The organism is Arthrobacter sp. BK1 (assembly GCF_056680055.1).
Window position 1 is genome coordinate 1272171 of sequence record NZ_CM155263.1, and the last position, 21036, is coordinate 1293206.

The following is a 21036-nucleotide window of genomic DNA, read 5'->3' on the forward strand; positions in this document are numbered from 1 at the left end:
CCCCCGGGGCTTGTAGTGTCGAGGGCACCGGGGCGCGACGCCGATGCTGCCCCAGTACCCGTGACTAAGGAGTAAACATGGCCGTCACCGACGACGAAGCACAGGTCCTGGACCAGTGGACCCACCGGCTGGCCCAGGCACTTCAGATCCTGGACCTGGACGTGGACCAGGAACTGCTGCTTGACCTGGCCAGGAAGTCTGCCGGCTCTGTGATCCACGCAGCCGCCCCCGTCACCACGTTCCTGGTGGGCTACGCGGCCGGGCTGGAAGCCGGCACCGGGAGCGCCGGCTCCAAAGACTCGTCCACCGCCGCTGTTTCCAAAGCGGCCGACGTCGCGTTCCAGCTTTGCGCGGACGGTCACGACGGCGGCCCGGCGGCCAAGGGCTGGGCGGACACGGGCCAATAACGCGGCGCCCCGCCCCACAGGCAACCTGGCCCGGGGTAAGCGGTGCCGGGTAAGCGGTGCCGGCAGGCACCGCTTCAGCGGCCTTTACCTGCTTACAGGGGCGGGCCGCCCTCAGGCACCGGCAACCGGCTCCAGCCGCACAATGATGGCCTTGGACACCGGAGTCTGGCTTCCCTCGGCGACGCTCTCCAGCGGGACCAGCACGTTGGCCTCAGGGTAGTAGGCAGCAGCACACCCGTCAGCCGTGGGGTAGGACACCACGCGGAAGTTCCGCAGCACCCGGTCCACGTTGTCCTTGTACACACCGTGGATGTCCACGTGCTGCCCGTCGCTGAGGCCCAGCTCTGCCAGGTCCGCCGGACTGACGAAAACCACTTCGCGGCCCTTCTTGATGCCCCGGTAGCGGTCGTTGTTGCCGTAGATGGTGGTGTTGAACTGGTCGTGCGAGCGCATGCTTTGCAGGATCAGGGTCCCCGCGGGCCGTTCCACATGCTCCAGTTCGTTGACCGTCAGCATCGCCTTACCCGTGGGCGTGTTGAAGGTCCGCGAGTCCCGCGGCCCGTTGGGCAGGACAAAACCGCCGTCCTGCCGGATTTTCCGGTTGTAGTCCTCGCAGCCGCTGACCACGCGGGAGATATGGTCCCGGACAAGGTCGTAGTTCTTCTCGAACCCGGCCCAGTCGGCCTGGACGGAATTCCCCACCACCTTGTTGGCCAGCCTGCTGACGATGGCAACCTCAGACAGCAGGTGGGGAGCCACCGGCTCCACAGTTCCATGCGAGGCGTGAACAGCGCAGACAGTGTCTTCGACCGAGACAAACTGCGGACCGGATTCCTGCAGGTCGATCTCCGTGCGGCCCATGGTGGGCAGGATCAGCGCTTCGGCACCTGTGACCGTGTGCGAGCGGTTGAGCTTCGTGGAAATCTGGACCGACAGTTCGGTGTTCTCCATGGCCGCGATGCCGGCGTCCGTGTCCGACATGGCGCCCACGAAGTTTCCGCCCAGGCCGAGGAAAACCCTGATGCCGCCGTCGCGCATTTGCCGGATGGTTTCGACGGCGTCCACGCCGTGTTCCCGCGGCGGTTCGAAGCTGAACTCCTTGCCCAGGGCGTCCAGGAACGCGGGCGGCATCTGTTCCCAGATGCCCATGGTCCTGTCGCCCTGGACGTTGCTGTGGCCGCGGATGGGGGACGCGCCGGCGCCCGGCTTGCCGATGTTCCCCCGGAGCAGCAGCAGGTTGATGATCTCCTTGATGGTGGCCACGCCCTTTTTGTGCTGCGTGATTCCCATGGCCCAGGTGATGATCACCTTGTCCGCTTTGAGGTAGCGGTGGGCCAGTTCGTCAATCTCCTCGACCCGCAGCCCGGTGGCTTCCAGCACGGCGGCCTCGTCCAGCCCGGCCAGGTGCGCGCGCAGTTCCTCCAGCCCCTGGCAGTGCTCCGCCAGGAAGGCGTGGTCCAGCACGGATCCGGGATCCGCGGCCTCGGCGTCCAGGACCCGCTTGGAGATGGCCTGCAGCAGGGCCATGTCACCGCCAATACGGACCTGAAGGAACTGGTCAGCAATCTGCGTGCCGCGGCCCACGATTCCCTTGACCTTCTGCGGGTTCTTGTAGCGCATCAGCCCGGCTTCCGGCAGCGGGTTGACAGCCACAATGGCCGCGCCGGCTTCCTTGGCCTCTTCCAGCGCCGTCAGCATCCTGGGGTGGTTGGTGCCGGGGTTCTGGCCCATGACGATGATCAGGTCCGCCTTGGCGAAGTCATCATAGGAGATGGTGGCCTTGCCGATGCCGATGGTCTGGCCCATGGCCCAGCCCGAGGATTCGTGGCACATGTTCGAGCAGTCCGGCAGGTTGTTGGTGCCGTAGGCACGGACGAACAGCTGGTACAGGAACGCAGCCTCATTGGAGGTCCGGCCGCTGGTGTAAAAGGTGGCCCGGTCCGGGCTGGGCAGGGACTTGAGCTTGTCCGCGATGATGGTGAAGGCCTGTTCCCAGCTGACCGGCCGGTAGTGGTCCTCCCCCGCAGGCTTGTGGACCGGCTCGGTCAGGCGCCCCTGCATCCCCAGCCAGTATTCGGACCGCTCCCGCAGCGCGCTCACCGGATGTTCGGCCCAGAATTCGGAGCCGATCACCACCGGGGTGGCTTCCCACGTGACGGCTTTGGCGCCGTTCTCGCAGAACTCGAAGGTCTTGCGGTGACCGGGGTCCGGCCACGCGCAGCTCATGCAGTCGAAGCCGTCTTTCTGGTTCAGCGCCAGGAGCGTCTTCCCTGCCCGGCCCGGCCCCATGTGCTTGATGGCAGGCTCAAGCGAGTGGTAGACGCCGGGGACGCCGGCGGCCCACGTCTTCGGATGGCCGGTGACTTCGATGTCAGCTTCGTTGGCCTCTTCAACCTGCGGGTTTTTGCGCGTCACGCTGGATCTCCTTGGTTCTTGCCGGGACCGCAGGCACACCGGGATCACCGGCGGAACGGTCACTTTCCACACTTGTTCAGGGGACCCTGTAAGTCAAGGAAGACGCCCCGCCGTCGGAGACGGACATTCATGACCGCGCACGACGGCGGCGGTCACGGCACGCTAGGCTTGTCACCACGGCTGAAGCAAGCGGCCGCAGGAACCACCCGCCGGAGCCGTTATGTCCAAGAACCCTGCGCTCCGAGCGCTTGCCTCCTCTTCCTTCTCTTTGCCGCAACTGCGCGACGGCCAACTCGCCGGCATGTCCGCCCTGGCCAGCGGCCGCGATGTCCTTGCAGTGATGCCCACCGGCTACGGCAAGTCCGCGATCTACCAGGTTGCAGCCCTTTACCTCAAACAGCAGACCGGGCGCCCCGTCGTCGTCGTTTCACCCCTGATCGCCCTGCAGGAGGACCAGCTGGACGGGCTGAACGAACGGCTTGGTCCGGACACCGCAGCCGCCATCAACTCATCGCGCAGCGACGCTGAGGTGGAAGCTGCCTGGCAACGGGCGGAGGATGGCCGCGCCACTTTCCTCTTCCTCGCACCCGAACAGCTCGCCAAAGAGAAAACGGTGGAGCGGATCTCCGCCCTGGACATCCCCATGTTTGTGGTGGACGAGGCACACTGCGTCTCGTCCTGGGGTCATGATTTCCGGCCGGACTACCTGACCCTCGGTGCTGTCCGGGAGCGGCTGGGCAACCCTCCGGTGGCGGCCCTGACAGCCACCGCTTCGCCGCCGGTACGCGAGGAGATCATGAAACGGCTGGGCATGAGGGACCCCCTGGTGCTGGTCCGCGGCTTCGACCGGCCGAACATCGGCCTCGATGTGGTCCGCCACCACGAGGAAGAAGAAAAGTTCAGGGCCGTGCTGGCACAAGTGACTGCCCTCGCCGCTGAAGGCCCGGGCCTGGTGTATGCCGCCACCCGCAAAGACACCGAGAAATACGCGGCGAAGCTGGTGACGAACGGGCTCCGCGCGGAGGCGTATCACGCGGGCCGTCCGGCAGCTGACCGCGAACGCGTCCACGAGCAGTTCCTCGCCGACCAGCTGGACGTGGTGGTTGCCACCACCGCCTTCGGCATGGGGATCGACAAACCCAACGTCCGCTTCGTGGTCCATGCAGACATCCCGGAGTCCCTGGACGCGTACTACCAGGAGATCGGCCGGTCGGGGCGGGACGGGCGGCCGGCCTCCGCCATCCTCCATTACCGCTCAGAGGACCTGGGCCTGCGGACGTTCTTCGGGACCCACTCCGCCGATCCGGATTCGCTCCTTGCCCTGCTGAAGGTCCTGCGGGCCGCCGGCGCTCCCGCTCCGAAAACTGCCGTGGCCGAGCTCACGGGGTTCCCGGCACGCCGGGTCACGGCCCTGGTGAACCAGCTCGAGGAGGTGGGCGCCGTCCGCACCGGCAAGCGCGGCATCCGGCTCATCTCCCAAGCCAAACTTCCCGCCGTGGTGCGCGCCGCCGTCGAACGTTCCGAAGAACGGCAGCGCGTGGACCAGTCCCGGCTGAACATGATGCGCGGCTACGCCGAGACGGACGGCTGCCGGCGCCAGTACCTGCTCGGCTACTTCGGCGAGGACTTCAATGAGCCCTGCGGCAACTGCGATGCCTGCGCCGAATCAGCCGCGCGGCCGGAGCCCCGGCACCCGGAAGCAGTGAAGGACGACGACGGCGGGACGGCCCCTGACACGGCCGGCCAGCCGTTCCCCCTCCAGACAGCCGTCGTCCACAAGGAGTGGGGACCTGGCCTGGTGATGCGGCACGAGGATGACGTCATCACCGTCCTCTTCGAGCGGGAGGGCTACAAGACCCTGTCCCGGACGGCCGTCCTGGAATATGAACTCCTCAGGCCCGCTTAGGTAGTCTGGAAGACAGACTCCAACGAAAGGCCGGCCGCGTGGAAGTACCTCCGTATGTCTGGACCCTGACCATCGTGGGAATCGTGGGCCTCCTGGCCTTCGATTTCTTCTTTCATGTGCGCAAGGCCCACACGCCTTCCCTGAAGGAATCCGCCATCTGGTCAGGCATCTATGTGAGCATCGCCCTGCTCTTCGGCCTCGGTGTGCTGTGGTTCGGCGGACCCACCATGGGCACCGAATACTTCGCCGGTTATGTCACGGAGAAGGCCTTGTCCGTGGACAACCTTTTCGTCTTCCTGATCATTATGGCCAGCTTCAAGGTCCCCCGCGCCGACCAGCAGAAGGTGCTCCTGTTCGGCATCGTCTTCTCCCTCATTGCCCGCACCGCGTTCATTTTCCTGGGTGCCGCGCTGATCAACAGCTTCGCGTGGATCTTCTACATTTTCGGGCTGATCCTGCTGATCACCGCCGGCAACCTGCTGAAGCCGGACAGCCACGAGGACGAATCCGAGGGCCTGGTGGTCCGGCTCGCCAAAAAGTACCTCCCGGCGTCGCAGCACTACGACGGCGACAAACTCTTCACCATGGAGGACGGCAAACGTGTGCTCACGCCGATGCTCCTGGTCATGGTGGCCATCGGCGGGACCGACATCCTCTTTGCCCTTGATTCCATTCCGGCAATCTTCGGGCTGACGCAGAATGTCTTCATCGTCTTCACGGCCACCGCGTTCTCGCTGATGGGCCTGCGCCAGCTCTTCTTCCTCATCGACGGGCTGCTGGACCGGCTGATCTTCCTCGCCTACGGACTGGCGGCGATCCTGGGCTTCATCGGCGTCAAGCTCATCCTGCACGCCCTCCACGAGAACACGCTCGCGTTCATCAACGAGGGCGAAAAGGTCAACGTGGTGGAGGTCAGCACCGAAGTCTCCCTGAGCGTGATCCTCGGCGTCCTGGCGGTCACCGTCCTGGCCTCGATCTTCAGCCCCAAGGGCAAGGCCAAGAACGCGGTATCCGGAGCGAAGCGGCACGCCACTGAATACCTGGACCTGAACTACGAGACGGACATGAACGAGCGGGACAAGATCTTCGCCAACATGGTCCGCGAGGAAGACCAGATCCGCAGCCTGCCGGAGAAGTACAAGCGGCTCATCCGTAACGAGACCGAGTTCATGGACCTCCTGCGCAGCGCCCACATCGAGCACGACAAAGCCCAGGTGCGGGCCGCCCAGGACTAAACAACCAGAACCACCAGCAACGCGGGGTCACTAGATGCCCTTCCGGAGGCCTGGGGAGGGCATCTAGTGACCCCGCGTTGTCAGTGGCTGTTGGTAGATTCGGAACATGGCCACGGAAACTGTTCCCGGCCAGGCTTTTAATGGGGAGGCCCCGTGTTTCTGCTCGATCCGGTCGGCGTTGACGCGCAGCAGGACCTGGTGTTTTCCGCCAGCGATCTGGTGGCCGCCAGCGAATGTGAGTACCTCACGCTCCGGATCCTGGACGAGAAACTGGGCCGCTCCCCCAAGGCGGAGTTTCCCGACGACGAGATGCAGCGCCGTGCCGGGGCGCTCGGTGACCGGCATGAGGCCAAGGTCCTGACCGGCCTGATCGCGCAGTACGGCGAATGGGACGCCGGCCGGGGCGCCGGTGTGTACTCCCTCGAGCGCGGCGGGAATACCCGCGGCGCGCTGCTGGCCAAACAGGCCGAAACTGAACTCGCGCTCCGGGCCGGGGCCGACGTCGTCTTCCAGGCAACCTTCTTCGACGGCGAATTCCTGGGCTACGCGGACTTCATCGTCAACGAGGCAGCGGGCACCGGCACGCCTGGGCGGTACGAGGTGTGGGACACCAAGCTCGCCCGCCACGCGAAAGTGGGCGCTCTCCTTCAGCTTGCTGCCTACGGCGACCAACTCATCGGCATGGGCCTGGACCCGTCGCCCAGGGTCACCCTGGTGCTCGGGGCAGTGGTGGACGGCGAGTACGTCCGCAGCCACCATTCCCTGCCTGACCTGCTGCCGGTCTTCCGCGAGCGCCGCGACCGCTTCCGCGAGCTGACCGCCTCCCACCGCGAGTCCGGTTCGGCGGTGCAGTGGCAGCAGCCCGGCGTCGGGTACTGCGGGAGGTGCAACTACTGCGCGGAGCAGGTCCAGTCCCACCGCGATCTCCTGATGGTGGGCGGCATGAGCATGCTCCGGCGGAAGAAGCTCATTGCCGATCGGATCACCACCATCGACGCCCTGGCCGGTCTCCCGCCGGGCAAAGCCACCGGCCCGGTGGTCCGGCTCCGCGGCCAGGCCCGGATGCAGCTGGGCCTGGACCTGCCGGACGGTTCCCGCAGCTTCACCAAGGACGGCGAGGAGCACACCGTCACGTTCAAGGTGCTCCCGGAAAATGCCTTGGCCGGCATCCCCGCACCGAGCCGCGGCGACATCTTCTTCGACTTCGAGGGCGATCCCCTCTGGCAGGATCCTGCCACCGGCAAGTGGGGCCTGGAGTACCTTTTCGGCGTGATCGTGGCGCCGGCAGCTGACGCCCGCACCACTGACAAGCCCGTGTTCCGGCCCTTCTGGGCACATTCCCGCCATGAGGAACGGCAGGCCTTCCTGGACTTCCTCGCCTACGTCGAGGAACGGCGTTCCCGGTACCCGGACATGCACGTCTACCACTACGCCGCCTACGAGAAATCAGCGCTCCGGAACCTGTCCGTGACACACCTGGCCGGCGAGGACATCGTGGACAACTGGCTGCGCGAAGGCGTCCTGGTGGACCTCTACGCCACCGCCCGGCATTCGCTGCGGATCTCCGAGCCTTCCTATTCCATCAAAAAACTCGAGCCCCTCTACATGGGAGACAACCTCCGCTCGGGGGACGTCAAGGACGCCGGCGCCTCGGTGGTGGCGTATGCCGCTTACTGCGCTGCCCGTGACGGCGGCAATGCAACTGAGGCCGCTGACGTCCTCGCCTCCATCTCCGACTACAACGAGTACGACTGCCTCTCCACGCTCCGCCTCCGCGACTGGCTGCTGGAGCTGCGCGGCACGCGCGCCGCTGAGACTGGCGCCGCTGAGACGGGCCCCGCCAGCGCCGCGCCAGAAGGAACGCCCGACGACGGCGGGCAGCTGCTGCGTGAGGGTGTGGTACCGGACGTGGTGGCCGGGGCCCCGGACCCCGAGCCCTCGCCGGAGGAACGGCGCCTGCAGGAATACCTCGCTGGCTTGCCAGACAACCGGCCCTGGACCGACGACGAACGCGCCATTGCGATGGTGGCTGCAGCAGTCGGCTACCACCGGCGCGAACGGAAGCAGTTCTGGTGGGAGCACTTCGACCGGACTGAAGCCGAGCTCGACACCTGGTCCGATCACCGCAACGTGTTTGTGGTGGACACGGCTGAGATCCTCACGGACTGGGTCCTGGCCAAACCCCGGGAGCGGATGCGGACCCGCACACTCAGGCTCGCCGGGACCATGAGCGAGGGCTCGGACTTCAAACCCGGCAGCACCTGGTGCCGGCTTTACGACGCACCGGTCCCGGACGGACTGGAGAATCCCACCGGTGGCACCAAGGGACGCGGTTTCACTTTCGGTACCCTGGTTACCGCCGTGGAGGACCACCCCGGCGTCCCTGGCAGGACCATCATCACCATCGAGGAACGGGAAACGGGCAAGGTCCCCGCATACCCGCACCTTCCCGTAGCCCTCACCGAAGACCAGCCTGTGGGCACCGCCAGCATCGACGCCGCCCTTGCTGAACTGGCCCAAACCGTCGGGGGTGCACTGCCTTCCCTGCCCGCGCACCCGGGCATCGACATCCTGCGCAAGGTCCCGCCGCGTTTCCGGTCGTTGCCAGCCCCCGCCCCGGTACGGGATGACAGCTCGGGAGCGGCCGACTACGTCACGGCGATCACCGCCTCGCTGCTGGACCTGGACCGCTCCTACCTGGCGGTGCAGGGCCCTCCCGGGACGGGCAAGACGTACGTCGGCTCACACGTCATCGCCAGGCTGGTGGCGGAGGGCTGGAAAGTCGGCGTGGTGGGGCAATCCCATGCCGTGGTGGAGAACATGCTCTGCACAGCCATCGAAACCGCCGGCGTGGATCCGGCCCGCGTGGCCAAGAAGCTCGTCACAGCCCACAACGTCCCGTGGCGCCACATTAAGGACCCCGACGTCGGCACACTCCTGGCCTCCCCGGGCGGCTGCCTGGTGGGCGGCACTGCCTGGACCATGACCGGGAAAGCCGTGCCCGCCGGTTCCCTGGACCTGCTGGTGATAGATGAGGCCGGCCAGTTCTCGCTGGCCAACACCCTGGCTGTTGCCCGGTCCGCCAAGCGGCTCCTGCTCCTGGGTGACCCGCAGCAGCTGCCGCAGGTCACCCAGGGCTCGCACCCGGAGCCGGTGGACGAATCTGCCCTCGGCTGGCTCGCCGTAGGCCACGCCACGCTCCCCGAAAGCCTCGGCTACTTCCTGGCGGACAGCTGGCGGATGCATCCTGACCTGTGCCGTGCCGTGTCCGTCCTCAGCTACGACGGCAAGCTCGAGTCGGCGCCCGCGGCGTCCCTGCGCAGCCTGGACGGCCTTCCCGCCGGTGTGGAGACCATCCTGGTGGAACACAGCGGGAACACCACGTCCTCCGCAGAAGAGGCAGCCGAGGTAGTCCGGCAGGCCAACCGGCACATCGGGTTGAAGTGGCTCCCCGGGGGCGACAAACCGGCCCGGGCGCTGACTCCGGAGGACCTCCTGGTGGTGGCGGCGTACAACGCCCAGGTCCAGCTGATCCGGCTTACCTTGCAACAGGCGGGGCTGGGAGGTGTCCGGGTGGGCACCGTGGACAAGTTCCAAGGCCAGGAGGCGCCCGTGGTGCTGGTTTCGATGGCCTGCTCGGCGGTTGCCGAGGCGCCCCGCGGAGCCGAGTTCCTGCTGAACCGGAACCGGATCAACGTCGCGGTGTCCCGGGGCCAGTGGCGTGCCGTGGTGATCCGTTCTCCCGAACTCACGAACTACATGCCCCACAAACCGGCTGTTCTGGAGGAGCTCGGGGCCTTCATCGGCCTGAGCCCAAGCCGCCGGCAGGGTAAATTCAGGGGGTGACATCCCAGAATACCAAGCTGCCCGTCGGCGCCCTCGTAGTGCTCGCCGCCATTGGTTTCACCGCCATCACCACCGAACTCCTGCCGTCCGGGCTGTTGCCCCAGATCAGCGCGGATTTCCGGGTGTCGGAGGCGACGGCCGGGTATCTGACGGCGGGTTATGCGGCCATCATCGTGGTGACCGTCATCCCGTTGTCTCTGCTGCTCTCCCGGATTCCACGGCATTTCCTGCTCATCGCGCTGATCCTGACCTTCGCTGCGAGCAATGCTTTGGTGGCCGTGGTTTCCGATTTCGGCGCTGCCATGGGTTCACGCGTGGTGGGCGGCATCGCCCACGGCCTGTTGTGGTCAGCCATGGCCCCGTTTGTGGCACGGATTGTGCCCGCCCACAAAGTGGGCAAGGCGCTGGCCATCGTTTTCAGTGGCAACAGCCTGGGCCTGGCGATCGGCGCCCCCGTGGGCACCTTCCTGGGCAACCTGCTCGGCTGGCGCGCGGCGTTCCTGGTCCTCGCGGCCTCCGGTGTGTTGCTGGCGATTCTGGCGATCTGGCTGCTTCCGCCGGTCCGGCGCATCCCCGACGCGCCGCACCCCTCTGTTCGCCAGGCGATCAGCCAGCCCGGCGTCAAAGTTGTGGCCGTCGGCTGGCCGCTGATGCTGATGGCCCATTTCGCGTTGTTCACCTACATTGCGCCGTTCCTCCGCGAGGCCAAACTTCCTGATTTCAGCATCCCGCTGTCCATCAGCGTCCTCGGGGTTGCCGGGCTGGTAGGCATCTGGATTGCGGGGATTACCGTGGATTCCCGGCCGCGGCGATGGCTCCTGATCACCATTGCCGGAGTGGTGGTGTCCATGCTCCTGCTGCCCCTGGCCGGGGTTGCCTTGCCCGGTCTGGCCTTGGCTGTCACCCTGGTCCTGATGTTTATCTGGGGCACGGGAATCGGTGCCATGGGAATCTACAACCAGTCCGCCATCCTCCGTGCGGGCGGCGAGTACCGGGACGCCGCCAACGGGCTGACCGTCCTGACCATCCAGATCGGGATCATGATCGGTGCCATGTTCGGCGCCGCTGCACTGACCTTCGCCGGGCCTCTGCTTGTTCCGGTGGCGGCAGCAATTCCCGCCGTCCTCGCGTTGGTGATCACCTTGGCGGGGCGGCGGCACGCGTATCCGCCGGGCCCCAAAGAACGCCCCCTCGGCCAGTCAGGCAAACCGGACACGGCACGTGCAGGTGCGGCCGGTACAGGCACCCTCAGCGGGCCCTGAAATCCCGGAACGAGTTCTCGGCCGCGGAGATGGACTCCTCCACCCGCTCCACCCGGCCAGGGGCATTCGCTGACCTCAGCCAGTCCAGGAGCTTCCGGACCTGCTGCTCAGGGCCTTCGGCAACGATGGACACCGAACCGTCGTCGAGGTTTTTCACTAACCCTTTGAGGGCCAGTTCGTCGGCCTTGCCCATCGTCCAGAAACGGAATCCGACCCCCTGCACCACGCCAAAGACGCGGGCAGAGAGCCGGACATCACCTGTCTGGGGGTCCTCGGACCGGGAGATGCCGAATGGGGGACTGTCAGGAGCCATGATGGGCGCCGGGATCAGGCCTGCTTGACCAAGGCGGCGTCGACGTTGATCTTCACTTTGTCGCTGACCAGCAGGCCGCCGGCCTCAAGCGCTGCGTTCCACGTAAGGCCGAACTCCTTGCGGCTGATCTCGGTCTCGGCAGAGAAGCCGGCGCGGGTGGCACCGAACGGATCCACCGCTACCCCGGTGAATTCGACTTCCAGCTCCACCGGCTTGGTGATGCCCCGGATGGTGAGGTCGCCGGTGAGGGTGTAGTCCTCGCCGTCGCCCTCTACCGAGGTGGCGCGGAATTTCATCTCGGGGAACTCTTCGACGTCGAAGAAATCAGGTCCCTTGACATGCGCGTCGCGGTTGGCATCACCGGACTCGAAGCTGGCGGTGATGACGGTGGCGTGAAGGGAGGCATCGGCCAGCGATTCGCCGACGCGGGCCTCGGCCGTTGCGTCCGTGAACCGGCCCCGGACTTTACTGATGCCTGCATGCCGCACCGTGAAACCGATCTCACTGTGCGACATATCCAACGTCCAATTGCCCGGGGTAAGGCCGGAAGGAAGGGTCATTTCAGCATCTCCTTAAAGGTGTGGAAACCGGTCAGGACGACCGGTTTCCACACTGCTTCACTCAGGAGTTTTTGTCCAGAGACCGGGGATCAGTTGATGGTGATGTCCCGGGTGCGGTGGTCGTAACTGATGGTGACAGTGCCGCCGTCGTGGTGCAGTTCGTGGTTGGGGCCATCGAAGGTGCCGAAGGCGCCGTAGTTCTCTTCCCACGACCGGTTCAGGGCGATCTTGAAGGTGTAGTAGCCGGCCGGCAGGTCGGCGCTGATCTTCCACAGCTGGTCCAGGGTGTCCAGGGCCAGCTGGGCCTCGTCGTACTGCGGGGCCCAGTTCTCCGGCGCTCCGAGGATGGTGTTGAAGTCGCCGGCAACTGCCACAGCTTCAGGCTGGGGGAACGTCTCCGCGGTGTTGCCCACAGCGTGCGTTCCGTTGGACGACGACGCTGCGCCGGCAAGCGCGGCACCTTCCTTCGGGGCTGCCTTGCGCGAGCGGACGGCCTTGACCACGGGCTCTACTGCGTCCTCGATGATCTTTGCCGCCTTGCCCACTGCATCCGCTGCCTTCTTGGCGGGGGTCCGCTTGGCCGGCGCCTTCTTGGCGGGAGTCTTCGTCACGGGTGCGTCCGGGGTGGCTGGCGTGGCCGGTGCCTTCTTCGCTGCTTTGGCGGGCAGGACGGCCGGGGCCGCAGGAACCGGGACGTCGGCCGGAACCGGAGTGCCGGCGTCCAGCGCTGCAGCGAAGGACGCCGCATCGGGGAACGCAACGGTGGCGCGCATGCCGTCTTCGGTGATGGTCCAGCCTGACCGGCCCTTGACCAGCCAGCCTGCCTTGACCAGCTTGGCCGTGGCGGACGTGAGCGCCTTGTGGCCACGGGGAATGCCGCCGGTAAGCAACGCCGCCTCGTGGTCACTGAACGGCACGCGGGCGGTGGCTTCTGCCAGGACCTCCCCGGCGTTCAACGTGTCGCCGGACCACACGCCTTCGGTCAGGACGTTCAGTACGGTCTTGAGTCGGAGGTTGGTGTTATCTGCGGTGGACTTGGCCATGGTTCCCCTTGAGTAATGCGATCGGTCTCTAGGCATCCTGCCAACAGCTTGTTAATCGCGCGACTTGAAATGGTTAACTCTGCGTGTCGTGACCATCTATGACGCGGATTACGCCGGAACTGAGGCAGGGGTCTCGGAAAGGGGCTGTTTGCTCAACCCTGTGCGCTGGTAACTGGGTACCGCCGGACGCTTCCCGGACACGCCTGCGCACCAGTGTAAGCGAGCGGGCGGCGTGGAGCTATACGCCGTTCAGCTCGTTCAGGAGCTCCGCTTTACGCTCCTCGGAAGCGAACGATGAGTGGATGGAATTGGCGGCGAGCCGTACCACGTCGAACTCGGACAGCTCGAACACGGTCCTGAGCTGGGCAAAGTTGTCATCCACGTACCCGCCGAAATAGGCCGGATCGTCCGAGTTCACCGATACGTTCAGCCCCGCTGCAAGCATTGCCGGCAGCGGGTGGTCCGCCAGGGTATTCACGGCCCGCAGCCGGACGTTGGAAAGCGGGCACACGGTCAGCGGCGTCCGCCCGTCAACGAGGCGCTCCACCAGCTCGGGATCGTCCATGCACCGGATGCCGTGGTCGATCCGCTCCACGCCCAGGATGTCCAGCGCTTCGATGATGTACGACGGCGGCCCTTCCTCGCCTGCGTGGGCGGTCAGCCGCAGGCCCGCTGCGCGGGCCTTTGCATAGAGCCGTTCAAACTTTGCCGGCGGGTTGCCCACCTCCGCCGAGTCAAGGCCGATGGCCGCAATCGGAGCGTCCATGGCCAGCAGCGCATCAAGGACCTCCAGCGCGGATTCCTCGGAAAGGTCCCGCAGGAACGCGGCGATCAACAGGGTGGAAATGCCGAAGTCCTCCACCGACGTCGCCAAGGCCGAAGCCACGCCATTCACGCAGGTCTCCAGCGGGATGCCGCGGGACAGGTGTGCCTGCGGGTCCATCATGATCTCCGCGTGCCGGACGCCGGCAGCGGCCGCCCGGGTCAGGTACGCGCGGGTCATGTCGGCGAAGTCCTGTTCGGTCTGCAGCACCGCCATGTTGGCGTAGTACAAGTCAAGGAAGGACTGCAGGTCGGTGAACTCATACCGTCCGCGGAGCTCGTCGAGGTCCGCGTACGGCAGTGCGATGCCATTGCGCGCGGCCAGCTCGAAAATCAGCTCCGGCTGCAGGGTGCCCTCGATGTGCAGGTGCAGCTCGGCGACGGTCAGGGGCCGCAGCACCTCTGCCGGCTGGGCCTCGGTCAACTCTTCTTCGGTCAACTCTTCGGGAGCTATGGTCTCAGGCGCGGCAGTAGCGTCGGCAAAGGTGTTCATCCGGTCAGGATATCGCCCGCCGGCCGCATCGCGGCTAGAGTCGATCGATGCACAATCCTCAGCAGGCTGACTTTTCATCCCACGCCGGTTCCGGCCACCTCGCGGACGGCTTTGTCCGTGTGCGGGGCGCGCGGGAGAACAACCTGCGCAACGTTGACGTGGATGTGCCGCGCGACTCCATCGTGGCGTTCACGGGAGTCTCCGGTTCCGGGAAGTCCTCACTCGCCTTTGGCACCATCTATGCCGAAGCCCAGCGGCGCTACTTCGAATCAGTGGCCCCCTACGCCCGCCGCCTCATCCAGCAGGGCCACAATCCCAAGGTGGAGATGATCTCGGGGCTGCCACCCGCCGTCGCGCTTCAACAGCGCCGCGGCGCACCCAGCAGCCGGTCCACCGTGGGCACGGTGACCACCCTCTCCAATTCGCTGCGCATGCTGTTTTCACGCGCCGGAACCTACCCTGCAGGTGCCGCGCAGCTGGACTCGGACGCCTTTTCGCCAAACACCGCCGCGGGCGCGTGCCGGCAATGCCACGGGCTGGGGGTCGCCCACACGGTCAGCGAGCAATCCCTGGTTCTGGACCCGACACTGACCATCCGCGACGGTGCGATAGCCGCGTGGCCGGGCGCCTGGCAGGGCAAGAACCTCCGCGACATCCTCAGTCACCTGGGCTACGACGTCGACGTGCCCTGGCGGAAACTGCCGAAGAAGCAGCGCGACTGGATCCTGTTCACCGAGGAACAGCCGGTGGTGGAAGTCACCCCGGAGCGAGACCGTGTTGCCAAGCCGTACAAGGGCCGCTTCTGGAGCGCCAAAAGCTACGTCCTGCACACCCTGGCGGACTCCCAGAGCGCTGCCATGCGCGAGCGTGTCCTGGCGTTTATGGAGTCCGGGCCGTGCCCGCTCTGCGGCGGCACCGGGCTCACGGCCGACGCTCTCGCCGTGTCCTTCGCCGGGCGGACCATCGCCGAGCTCAACGCGACGCCGATGGTGGAACTGGCCGAGATCATCCGCCCCACCGCCGGCCTGAAGGAAGCCGGAACCGCATCCCGCACGCAGACGTCCGGGGAGGACAACGAAGTGGCGGTGGCCATCACCGCGGACCTCCTGAACCGCGTCACCGTGCTCCTGGATCTTGGCCTGGGATACCTCGCCCTGGGCCGCGCCACCCCTACCCTCTCCCCCGGCGAGATGCAGCGGCTGAGGATCGCCACGCAGCTCCGGTCCGGCCTGTTCGGCGTGATCTACGTGCTGGACGAACCGTCCGCCGGCCTCCACCCTGCCGATGCCGAGCCCCTCCTGGCGGTCCTTGACCAGCTCAAAGCGTCCGGCAATTCCGTCTTCGTGGTGGAACACAACATGGACGTTGTCCGCCGCGCCGACTGGCTGGTGGATGTGGGTCCCCGGGCCGGCGAGGGCGGCGGCGAGGTGCTCTACAGCGGGCCGGTTGCCGGGCTGGCGGCGATCGAGGCATCGGTCACGCGCCCGTTCCTGTTCAGCGATGAAGTGCCCGACGGCGGCGCGCCCCACGAGAGCGACACGCCCGGCGGCGGCGGACCACAAGGAGGCCGCGCGCCTCTTGCGAACAGCATCAGGGAGCCGGACGGCTGGCTGGAGCTGGCCGGCATCAGCCGCCACAACCTCAGGGACGTTGATGCGCGGTTCCCGTTGGGCGTCCTGACTGCAGTCACGGGAGTGTCCGGCTCGGGCAAGTCCACACTGGTCAGCCATGTCCTGGGTGAAGTGGTGGGATCCGGGCTGAAGGACCACCCGGCACCCTCGGCAACGCCTGCACCCTCGGCAAAGGCTGCACCCTCGGGCAGGGCCGCACAGCCTGCAGATCCGGATGACGCAGGCCCGGCGACGCCGTTGTCGGTGGGGCCGGTCAGCGGAGCGGAACGGATCGACAGGCTGGTGACCGTGGACCAGAAGCCCATCGGGCGCACGCCCCGCTCGAACCTGGCCACCTATACGGGCCTGTTCGACGCGGTACGCAAGGAGTTCGCCGCCACGGAGCAGGCGCGCGCCAGACGGTTCGGGGCCGGGAGGTTCTCCTTCAACGTAGCTGGCGGGCGGTGCGAGACCTGCCTGGGCGAGGGGTTTGTGGCCGTGGAGTTGCTGTTCCTCCCGGGCAGTTACGGTCCCTGTCCGGAGTGCCGCGGCTCACGCTACAACCCGGAAACCCTGGAGGTGACCTACCGTGGCAAGAATGTGGCTGAAGTGTTGAGGCTGACCGTGGATGACGCGGCCGGGTTCCTGGCCGGCATTCCTGCCGCCGCCCGCAGCTTGAAGAGCCTCCGGGACGTTGGCCTGGGCTATCTCCGGCTGGGTCAGCCGGCCACTGAGCTGTCCGGCGGCGAAGCGCAGCGCATCAAGCTCGCCACGGAACTGCAGCGTGCCCAGCGGGGCCACACCCTCTACCTCCTCGACGAACCCACCACAGGACTCCACCCGGCAGACGTCGAACTGTTGATGGCCCAGCTTCACGGCCTGGTGGACAGCGGCAACACCGTGGTGGTGGTCGAACACGAGATGGCGGTGGTGGCCGCCGCGGACTGGGTCATTGACCTGGGGCCGTCGGGCGGGGACGCCGGCGGCAGGATCGTCGCCGCCGGAACCGCGGCCGACGTCGCGCTTTCACCCCACAGCCGCACCGCGCCCTACCTGGCGGCGGCACTTCCCCGGGCCGCAACCAGCCCGCCACCAGCCCAGACTCTTGCCGGCACCCCGGTTTGATATCGCCGCCGTGATGTCCTAGCGTGAAATGCAGGCCCGTCAGGCGGGCCGATGAATGCCCGGTGCTGCCTCCACCAGAACTGCCCGGCCGGCAGACACCGAAAATGACCTCTATTCGTCAGGGGCGGGCAGTGGCGCGATAACGTCCGGGGACGGACCGAGCGCAGGTGGCCTTCGGGAGCATCAACACCATGAACAACACCACCATCCGTACTGTCGCGCGCCGCGGAGCAACTGTTGCTGCCATTTCCATGGCGGGGCTTGCACTGTCCGCCACGGGAGCCAACGCAGCGAGCACCTCAACCTGGGACGCCCTGGCACAGTGTGAGAGCGGCGGCAACTGGGCCACCAACACGGGCAACGGCTACACGGGCGGCCTGCAGTTCAGCCCCACCACGTGGGCGGCCTACGGCGGCACCGGCTCCGCGGCCGATGCGAGCCGCGAACAGCAGATCGCCGTGGCAGAACAGGTCCAGGCCGCGCAGGGCTGGGGCGCCTGGCCGTCCTGCGCCGCGCAGCTCGGTTTGAGCGGCGGAGGAGGCGCGACGGCGGTGGCACCTCAGAGCGTCCCGGTCCAGAGCGCGCCCGTACAGGCGGCTCCGGTACAGACCGCGCCCGTGCAGACCGCGCCCGTAACGGTTCCGCAGCATGCCGCCCCGGTGGCGCTCAGCGGCGAGACCTACACGCTGGAAGCCGGTGACACGCTGAGCATCGTTGCGGAAAAACTCGGCATCGCCGGCGGCTGGCAGCAGTTGGCTGACGCCAACCTGGACACCATCGCCGATCCCAACCTGGTGTTCGAGGGACAGGTCATTCAGCTTCCCGCCTAAGGACCCCGGTTCCTGACTGGGCCGGGAACGGACTGCCTCCCAAACGACGACGCCGGCGCTCCCCTCAAAAGGGGAGCGCCGGCGTCGTACGTTGTATTGGCTTGTTAGACGGCGACCTTGATTTCGCGGATGATGCGCACCTTCCAGGCGGCGTCGTCGCTGGTGTCCAGCAGCGCAACGGTCCCGTGGGCGAGGTTCAACGCCACGCGCTTGGCTGCCAGCAGTTCGAGGTAAAGGTGCTCGTTCATGCGGCTGGGCGTGTCGATCATGTACTTCACGGCGTCGCGGACCTTGCGGTAGTTCGCGCTCTTCTCACGGTGCATGTGCAGTTCGAGCATCTGGCGCTGGCGGACCTTGGGCTCGTGGCGGTTCAGCCAGGAGACGGCCAGGTGGACAGCAGCCACCAGAGTCAAAGAGACGGCGTAGATCCACCAGCCGCTGGAAAGCAGGAACAGTGGCAGGTTCCCGATGGCCACCAGGGCAATGACCACGCGCAGGGCCACGATCCGGCGCAGCGTCAGCGCAACCGAGGCCAACGACGCGCGGAAGCCATGCTGCTCCTTGCGCGCGGCCGCCGGATCGATGGTGAATTCATCAAGGACCAGAATGCCCTTGGCCTCCGGACTGAGCATCTGCCCGAAGCGGGGCACAAAAGAACTCGTGTTTCCGTGGGTCAAATCAGCTGAAATTGTCATGAGGGGGCTTCCGGGACGGTGGGGCGTTTCGGTGATCTTAGTGGATAGCGATATCCGCTGTATGCATCGGTCCACTATGTGAACATTTGCTCCGCGGGCAAGCGGCTCGCGTGTGGTGGCGGGCACTGCAATTGGCACATCCGCCCGGTGCCGTCAGACTGAAAGAATGCAAACTTTCCTCCCGTACCCCGATTTCCGGCAGAGCGCCGCAGCACTGGACACCGCCAGGCTTGGCAAACAGCGTGTCGAAGCGCTGCAGACCCTCCGTGCGCTGGTGATCCCCGAGTACGGCTGGCAGACCCACCCCGCCGTCCGCATGTGGATGGGCCATGTGCCGGCCCTGACCATGTACGGCCTGGCGATGGTGGACGAATGGACCGCCCGCGGCCACGCCGACAACACGCGCGCCAACATCACCGAGTTCGCGCCGCAGGCAGCCCACCCGGATTACGCCGCCAAAATCCCCATGCCGGAATGGCTCGGAAATCCGGACTTCCACCTGAGCCACCGGGCCAAGCTGGTCCACAAGGAACCGAAGTTCTACAAGGAAGTGTTTCCGGACGCTGACGTGGACCTCGACTACCTCTGGCCCGAGCCCAAGCACGAGTTCTATCCCGCGGAACCAGAGGGCGATATCCTCTGGATCCTCCGCGACCCTCACGCCGAGATCGATCCCCAAACGTTGGACACTGTGGCTCTGCCGCCGGTCCGCGGCCACGCTGTGGCTCCCGTCGCGGTCGAACCGGACGGCTACTCCCCCGTCTACGTCGACGACGGATCGCGCCGCCCGTCCAAGCAGCCCCGCAAGCTTCCTCCCAAACAGCAGGTGAAAAAACCTACGCGGAAGCGCCAGGCCCAGGAGAACGCCTTCGCTACCCTGCCGGGCAAGACAGCCGTGGCGGTCATGTTCGAGGACGGCGCCAAGTTCGCTGTCGGCCAGGTGGTGGGCAGGCCCATCACGCTCGACGACGGCCGCTTCGGCCGCAACTTCACGGTCACCGAGGTGATTGACCGGTCCGCGTTCGATTACCCGGCACTCCTGCAGGATCCCCGCGTGTTCTTCCCGGTCCAGGCACCCTGACCACGTGAGCATCCTCCTGGCCGGCTGCGGCGATTTAGGCACCGAGGCGGGCCTGCGCTTTGCTGCCCTCGGCCATCGCGTCGTTGGCTGGCGCCGCTCCCCCGAGAAGCTGCCGGCCGCCATAGAAGGCGTTCCGGCTGACTTGAGTTCCGCCGACCTCCCGGCCATTCCGGCGGACACCACCGCCGTCGTCGTCGCCGTAGCGGCAGACTCACCCACCGAGGCGGCCTACCGGGCTGCCTACGTGGACGGGCTTTCGCACGTCCTGGACGCGTTGGCGCGCGACGGCGTGTGGCCGCGGCGGGTGCTGTTCGTGTCCTCTACTGCCGTCTACGGCGACGCCGCCGGCGGCTGGGTGGATGAAAGTACGACGCCGGCACCTGGTGGTTTCTCGGGGCGCATCATCCGGGAGGCGGAGGAGCTCCTGCTCTCGCGGTTGCGCGGCACCGAATCCTCGCCGGTCATTCTCCGGCTGGGCGGGATCTACGGTCCTGGGCGAACCAGGCTTATTGATCAGGTCCGCGGCGGGGCCGCGGTGATTCCCGATGAACCGCGCTACACGAACCGGATCCACCGGGACGATGCTGCGGCCGCGATCGTCCACCTCACCACCCTGGAGTCCATGCCTGCACCGGTATACATAGGGGTGGACGACGATCCCGCGGACATGGGAGATGTACTTCGCTTCCTGGCCGCTGAGATGGGTTATCCGGAACCTCCTGTTGGTCCGGCCGGCGAGGCCCGTGGCGGTAACAAGCGGGTGAGCAACGCCCTGCTCCGTGGGACCGGCTTCACCTTCGCCTTCCCGTCGTTCCGCGAAGGCTACCGGGAAGTCTTGGCCGGCTCCGGAGTCCGCCACCCGTAGGCTGGGGCAAGGCAGAGTACTGATCCTGGCAGACGAGGAGCACGGTGGATTTCCAGCACATCATTGAGGCCGTGGGCAAATACATGGACTTCGCCGGAGTGGCCGTGATGGTCATCGGCGCCATCGTGTCCATTCCCATGGCTGTGCGCGGCTATCAGCCACGCAAGCTCCCCGCCGGGGCTGAGAAACTGACCGTCTACCGCGCCTATCGGCAACTGCTGGGGCGGTCCATCCTGTTGGGCCTTGAGCTTCTGGTGGCGGCCGACATCATCCGCACAGTCGCAGTAACGCCCACCTTCGAGAGCGTGGGCGTACTGGCCATTATCGTGCTGATCCGAACCTTCCTGAGCTTCTCGCTGGAGCTCGAAATCACCGGGCGCTGGCCGTGGCAGAAGGAGTCTGACTCAGGAGCAGAGTCTGACTCCGGAGAATCTGCCGAGCCCGCGCGGGCAGGTTCCTAAGGCTACTTCGGGTGACCGCAGGGTTATCCACAGCCGCAGGGTTATTCACATAGGCCTGTAGCTTCGG

The 21036-nt window shown here is 66.4% G+C and carries 16 protein-coding genes; 10 read left to right on the forward strand and 6 right to left on the reverse strand.

Annotation, left to right across the window (positions count from 1 at the left end):
• Positions 1–77 precede the first annotated feature (77 nt).
• Positions 78–407 carry a DUF6457 domain-containing protein gene (locus AC1MCA_RS05610; protein ID WP_108599331.1) on the forward strand — a complete coding sequence of 110 codons (330 nt, stop codon included), beginning with the start codon at positions 78–80 and terminating at the stop codon, positions 405–407.
• A gap of 111 nt (positions 408–518) precedes the next feature.
• On the opposite strand, the gene AC1MCA_RS05615 is transcribed toward AC1MCA_RS05610, so the two are convergent.
• Positions 519–2822: an FdhF/YdeP family oxidoreductase gene (locus AC1MCA_RS05615; RefSeq protein WP_479801780.1), complete on the reverse strand. Its 2304-nt coding sequence runs from the start codon at positions 2820–2822 to the stop codon at positions 519–521.
• A 220-nt stretch (positions 2823–3042) separates the two neighbouring features.
• Here AC1MCA_RS05615 and AC1MCA_RS05620 point away from each other — a divergent pair, with 220 nt between their 5' ends.
• From AC1MCA_RS05620 to AC1MCA_RS05635, 4 genes are all read left to right on the forward strand, one after another.
• On the forward strand, positions 3043–4728 hold the full coding sequence (locus AC1MCA_RS05620; RefSeq protein WP_479801782.1) for a RecQ family ATP-dependent DNA helicase: 1686 nt from the start codon (positions 3043–3045) through the stop codon (positions 4726–4728).
• 38 nt (positions 4729–4766) lie between these two features.
• Positions 4767–5963 (forward strand): TerC family protein, encoded by a 1197-nt coding sequence (locus AC1MCA_RS05625; protein ID WP_479801784.1) that lies wholly within the window; start codon positions 4767–4769, stop codon positions 5961–5963.
• Positions 5964–6116: 153 nt separating this feature from the next.
• On the forward strand, positions 6117–9809 hold the full coding sequence (locus AC1MCA_RS05630; protein ID WP_479801785.1) for a TM0106 family RecB-like putative nuclease: 3693 nt from the start codon (positions 6117–6119) through the stop codon (positions 9807–9809).
• Complete coding sequence (locus AC1MCA_RS05635) at positions 9806–11071, forward strand: MFS transporter (protein ID WP_479801786.1); 1266 nt, start codon at positions 9806–9808, stop codon at positions 11069–11071. Before AC1MCA_RS05630 ends, AC1MCA_RS05635 begins: the two co-directional genes overlap by 4 nt.
• On the opposite strand, the gene AC1MCA_RS05640 is transcribed toward AC1MCA_RS05635, so the two are convergent.
• The 4 genes from AC1MCA_RS05640 to AC1MCA_RS05655 all read right to left on the reverse strand — a co-directional run bounded on the left by AC1MCA_RS05640 (position 11058) and on the right by AC1MCA_RS05655 (position 14302).
• Positions 11058–11384 (reverse strand): acylphosphatase, encoded by a 327-nt coding sequence (locus AC1MCA_RS05640; protein ID WP_479801788.1) that lies wholly within the window; start codon positions 11382–11384, stop codon positions 11058–11060. The genes AC1MCA_RS05635 and AC1MCA_RS05640 overlap by 14 nt on opposite strands.
• Positions 11385–11398: 14 nt before the next feature.
• Complete coding sequence (locus AC1MCA_RS05645; RefSeq protein WP_479801790.1) at positions 11399–11944, reverse strand: YceI family protein; 546 nt, start codon at positions 11942–11944, stop codon at positions 11399–11401.
• Between the two features lie 89 nt (positions 11945–12033).
• Complete coding sequence (locus AC1MCA_RS05650; protein WP_479801792.1) at positions 12034–12987, reverse strand: pullulanase X25 domain-containing protein; 954 nt, start codon at positions 12985–12987, stop codon at positions 12034–12036.
• 238 nt (positions 12988–13225) lie between these two features.
• Complete coding sequence (locus tag AC1MCA_RS05655; protein WP_479801793.1) at positions 13226–14302, reverse strand: adenosine deaminase; 1077 nt, start codon at positions 14300–14302, stop codon at positions 13226–13228.
• A gap of 47 nt (positions 14303–14349) precedes the next feature.
• On the opposite strand from AC1MCA_RS05655, the gene AC1MCA_RS05660 reads away from it, so the two are divergent.
• Entirely contained in the window at positions 14350–17037 is a 2688-nt protein-coding gene (locus AC1MCA_RS05660) for an excinuclease ABC subunit UvrA (RefSeq protein ID WP_479801795.1), read from the forward strand.
• A gap of 191 nt (positions 17038–17228) precedes the next feature.
• On the forward strand, positions 17229–17867 hold the full coding sequence (locus AC1MCA_RS05665) for a transglycosylase family protein (protein WP_479801797.1): 639 nt from the start codon (positions 17229–17231) through the stop codon (positions 17865–17867).
• A 104-nt stretch (positions 17868–17971) separates the two neighbouring features.
• Here AC1MCA_RS05665 and AC1MCA_RS05670 read toward each other — a convergent pair whose 3' ends face one another.
• Positions 17972–18562, reverse strand: a complete 591-nt coding sequence (locus AC1MCA_RS05670) for a hypothetical protein (RefSeq protein WP_479801799.1) — start codon at positions 18560–18562, stop codon at positions 17972–17974.
• Between the two features lie 166 nt (positions 18563–18728).
• Between AC1MCA_RS05670 and AC1MCA_RS05675 the strand changes: the two genes are divergently transcribed.
• Genes AC1MCA_RS05675 through AC1MCA_RS05685 form a run of 3 tightly spaced genes read left to right on the forward strand, consistent with a single transcriptional unit; the run spans position 18729 to position 20969 of the window.
• The gene (locus AC1MCA_RS05675) at positions 18729–19643 is read left to right on the forward strand and encodes an MSMEG_6728 family protein (RefSeq protein ID WP_479801801.1); all 915 of its coding nucleotides are present in this window, start codon (positions 18729–18731) and stop codon (positions 19641–19643) included.
• A 4-nt stretch (positions 19644–19647) separates the two neighbouring features.
• Positions 19648–20508 (forward strand): SDR family oxidoreductase, encoded by an 861-nt coding sequence (locus AC1MCA_RS05680; protein WP_479801802.1) that lies wholly within the window; start codon positions 19648–19650, stop codon positions 20506–20508.
• A gap of 44 nt (positions 20509–20552) precedes the next feature.
• Positions 20553–20969 (forward strand): DUF1622 domain-containing protein, encoded by a 417-nt coding sequence (locus AC1MCA_RS05685; RefSeq protein WP_108599065.1) that lies wholly within the window; start codon positions 20553–20555, stop codon positions 20967–20969.
• Positions 20970–21036: the final 67 nt, after the last annotated feature.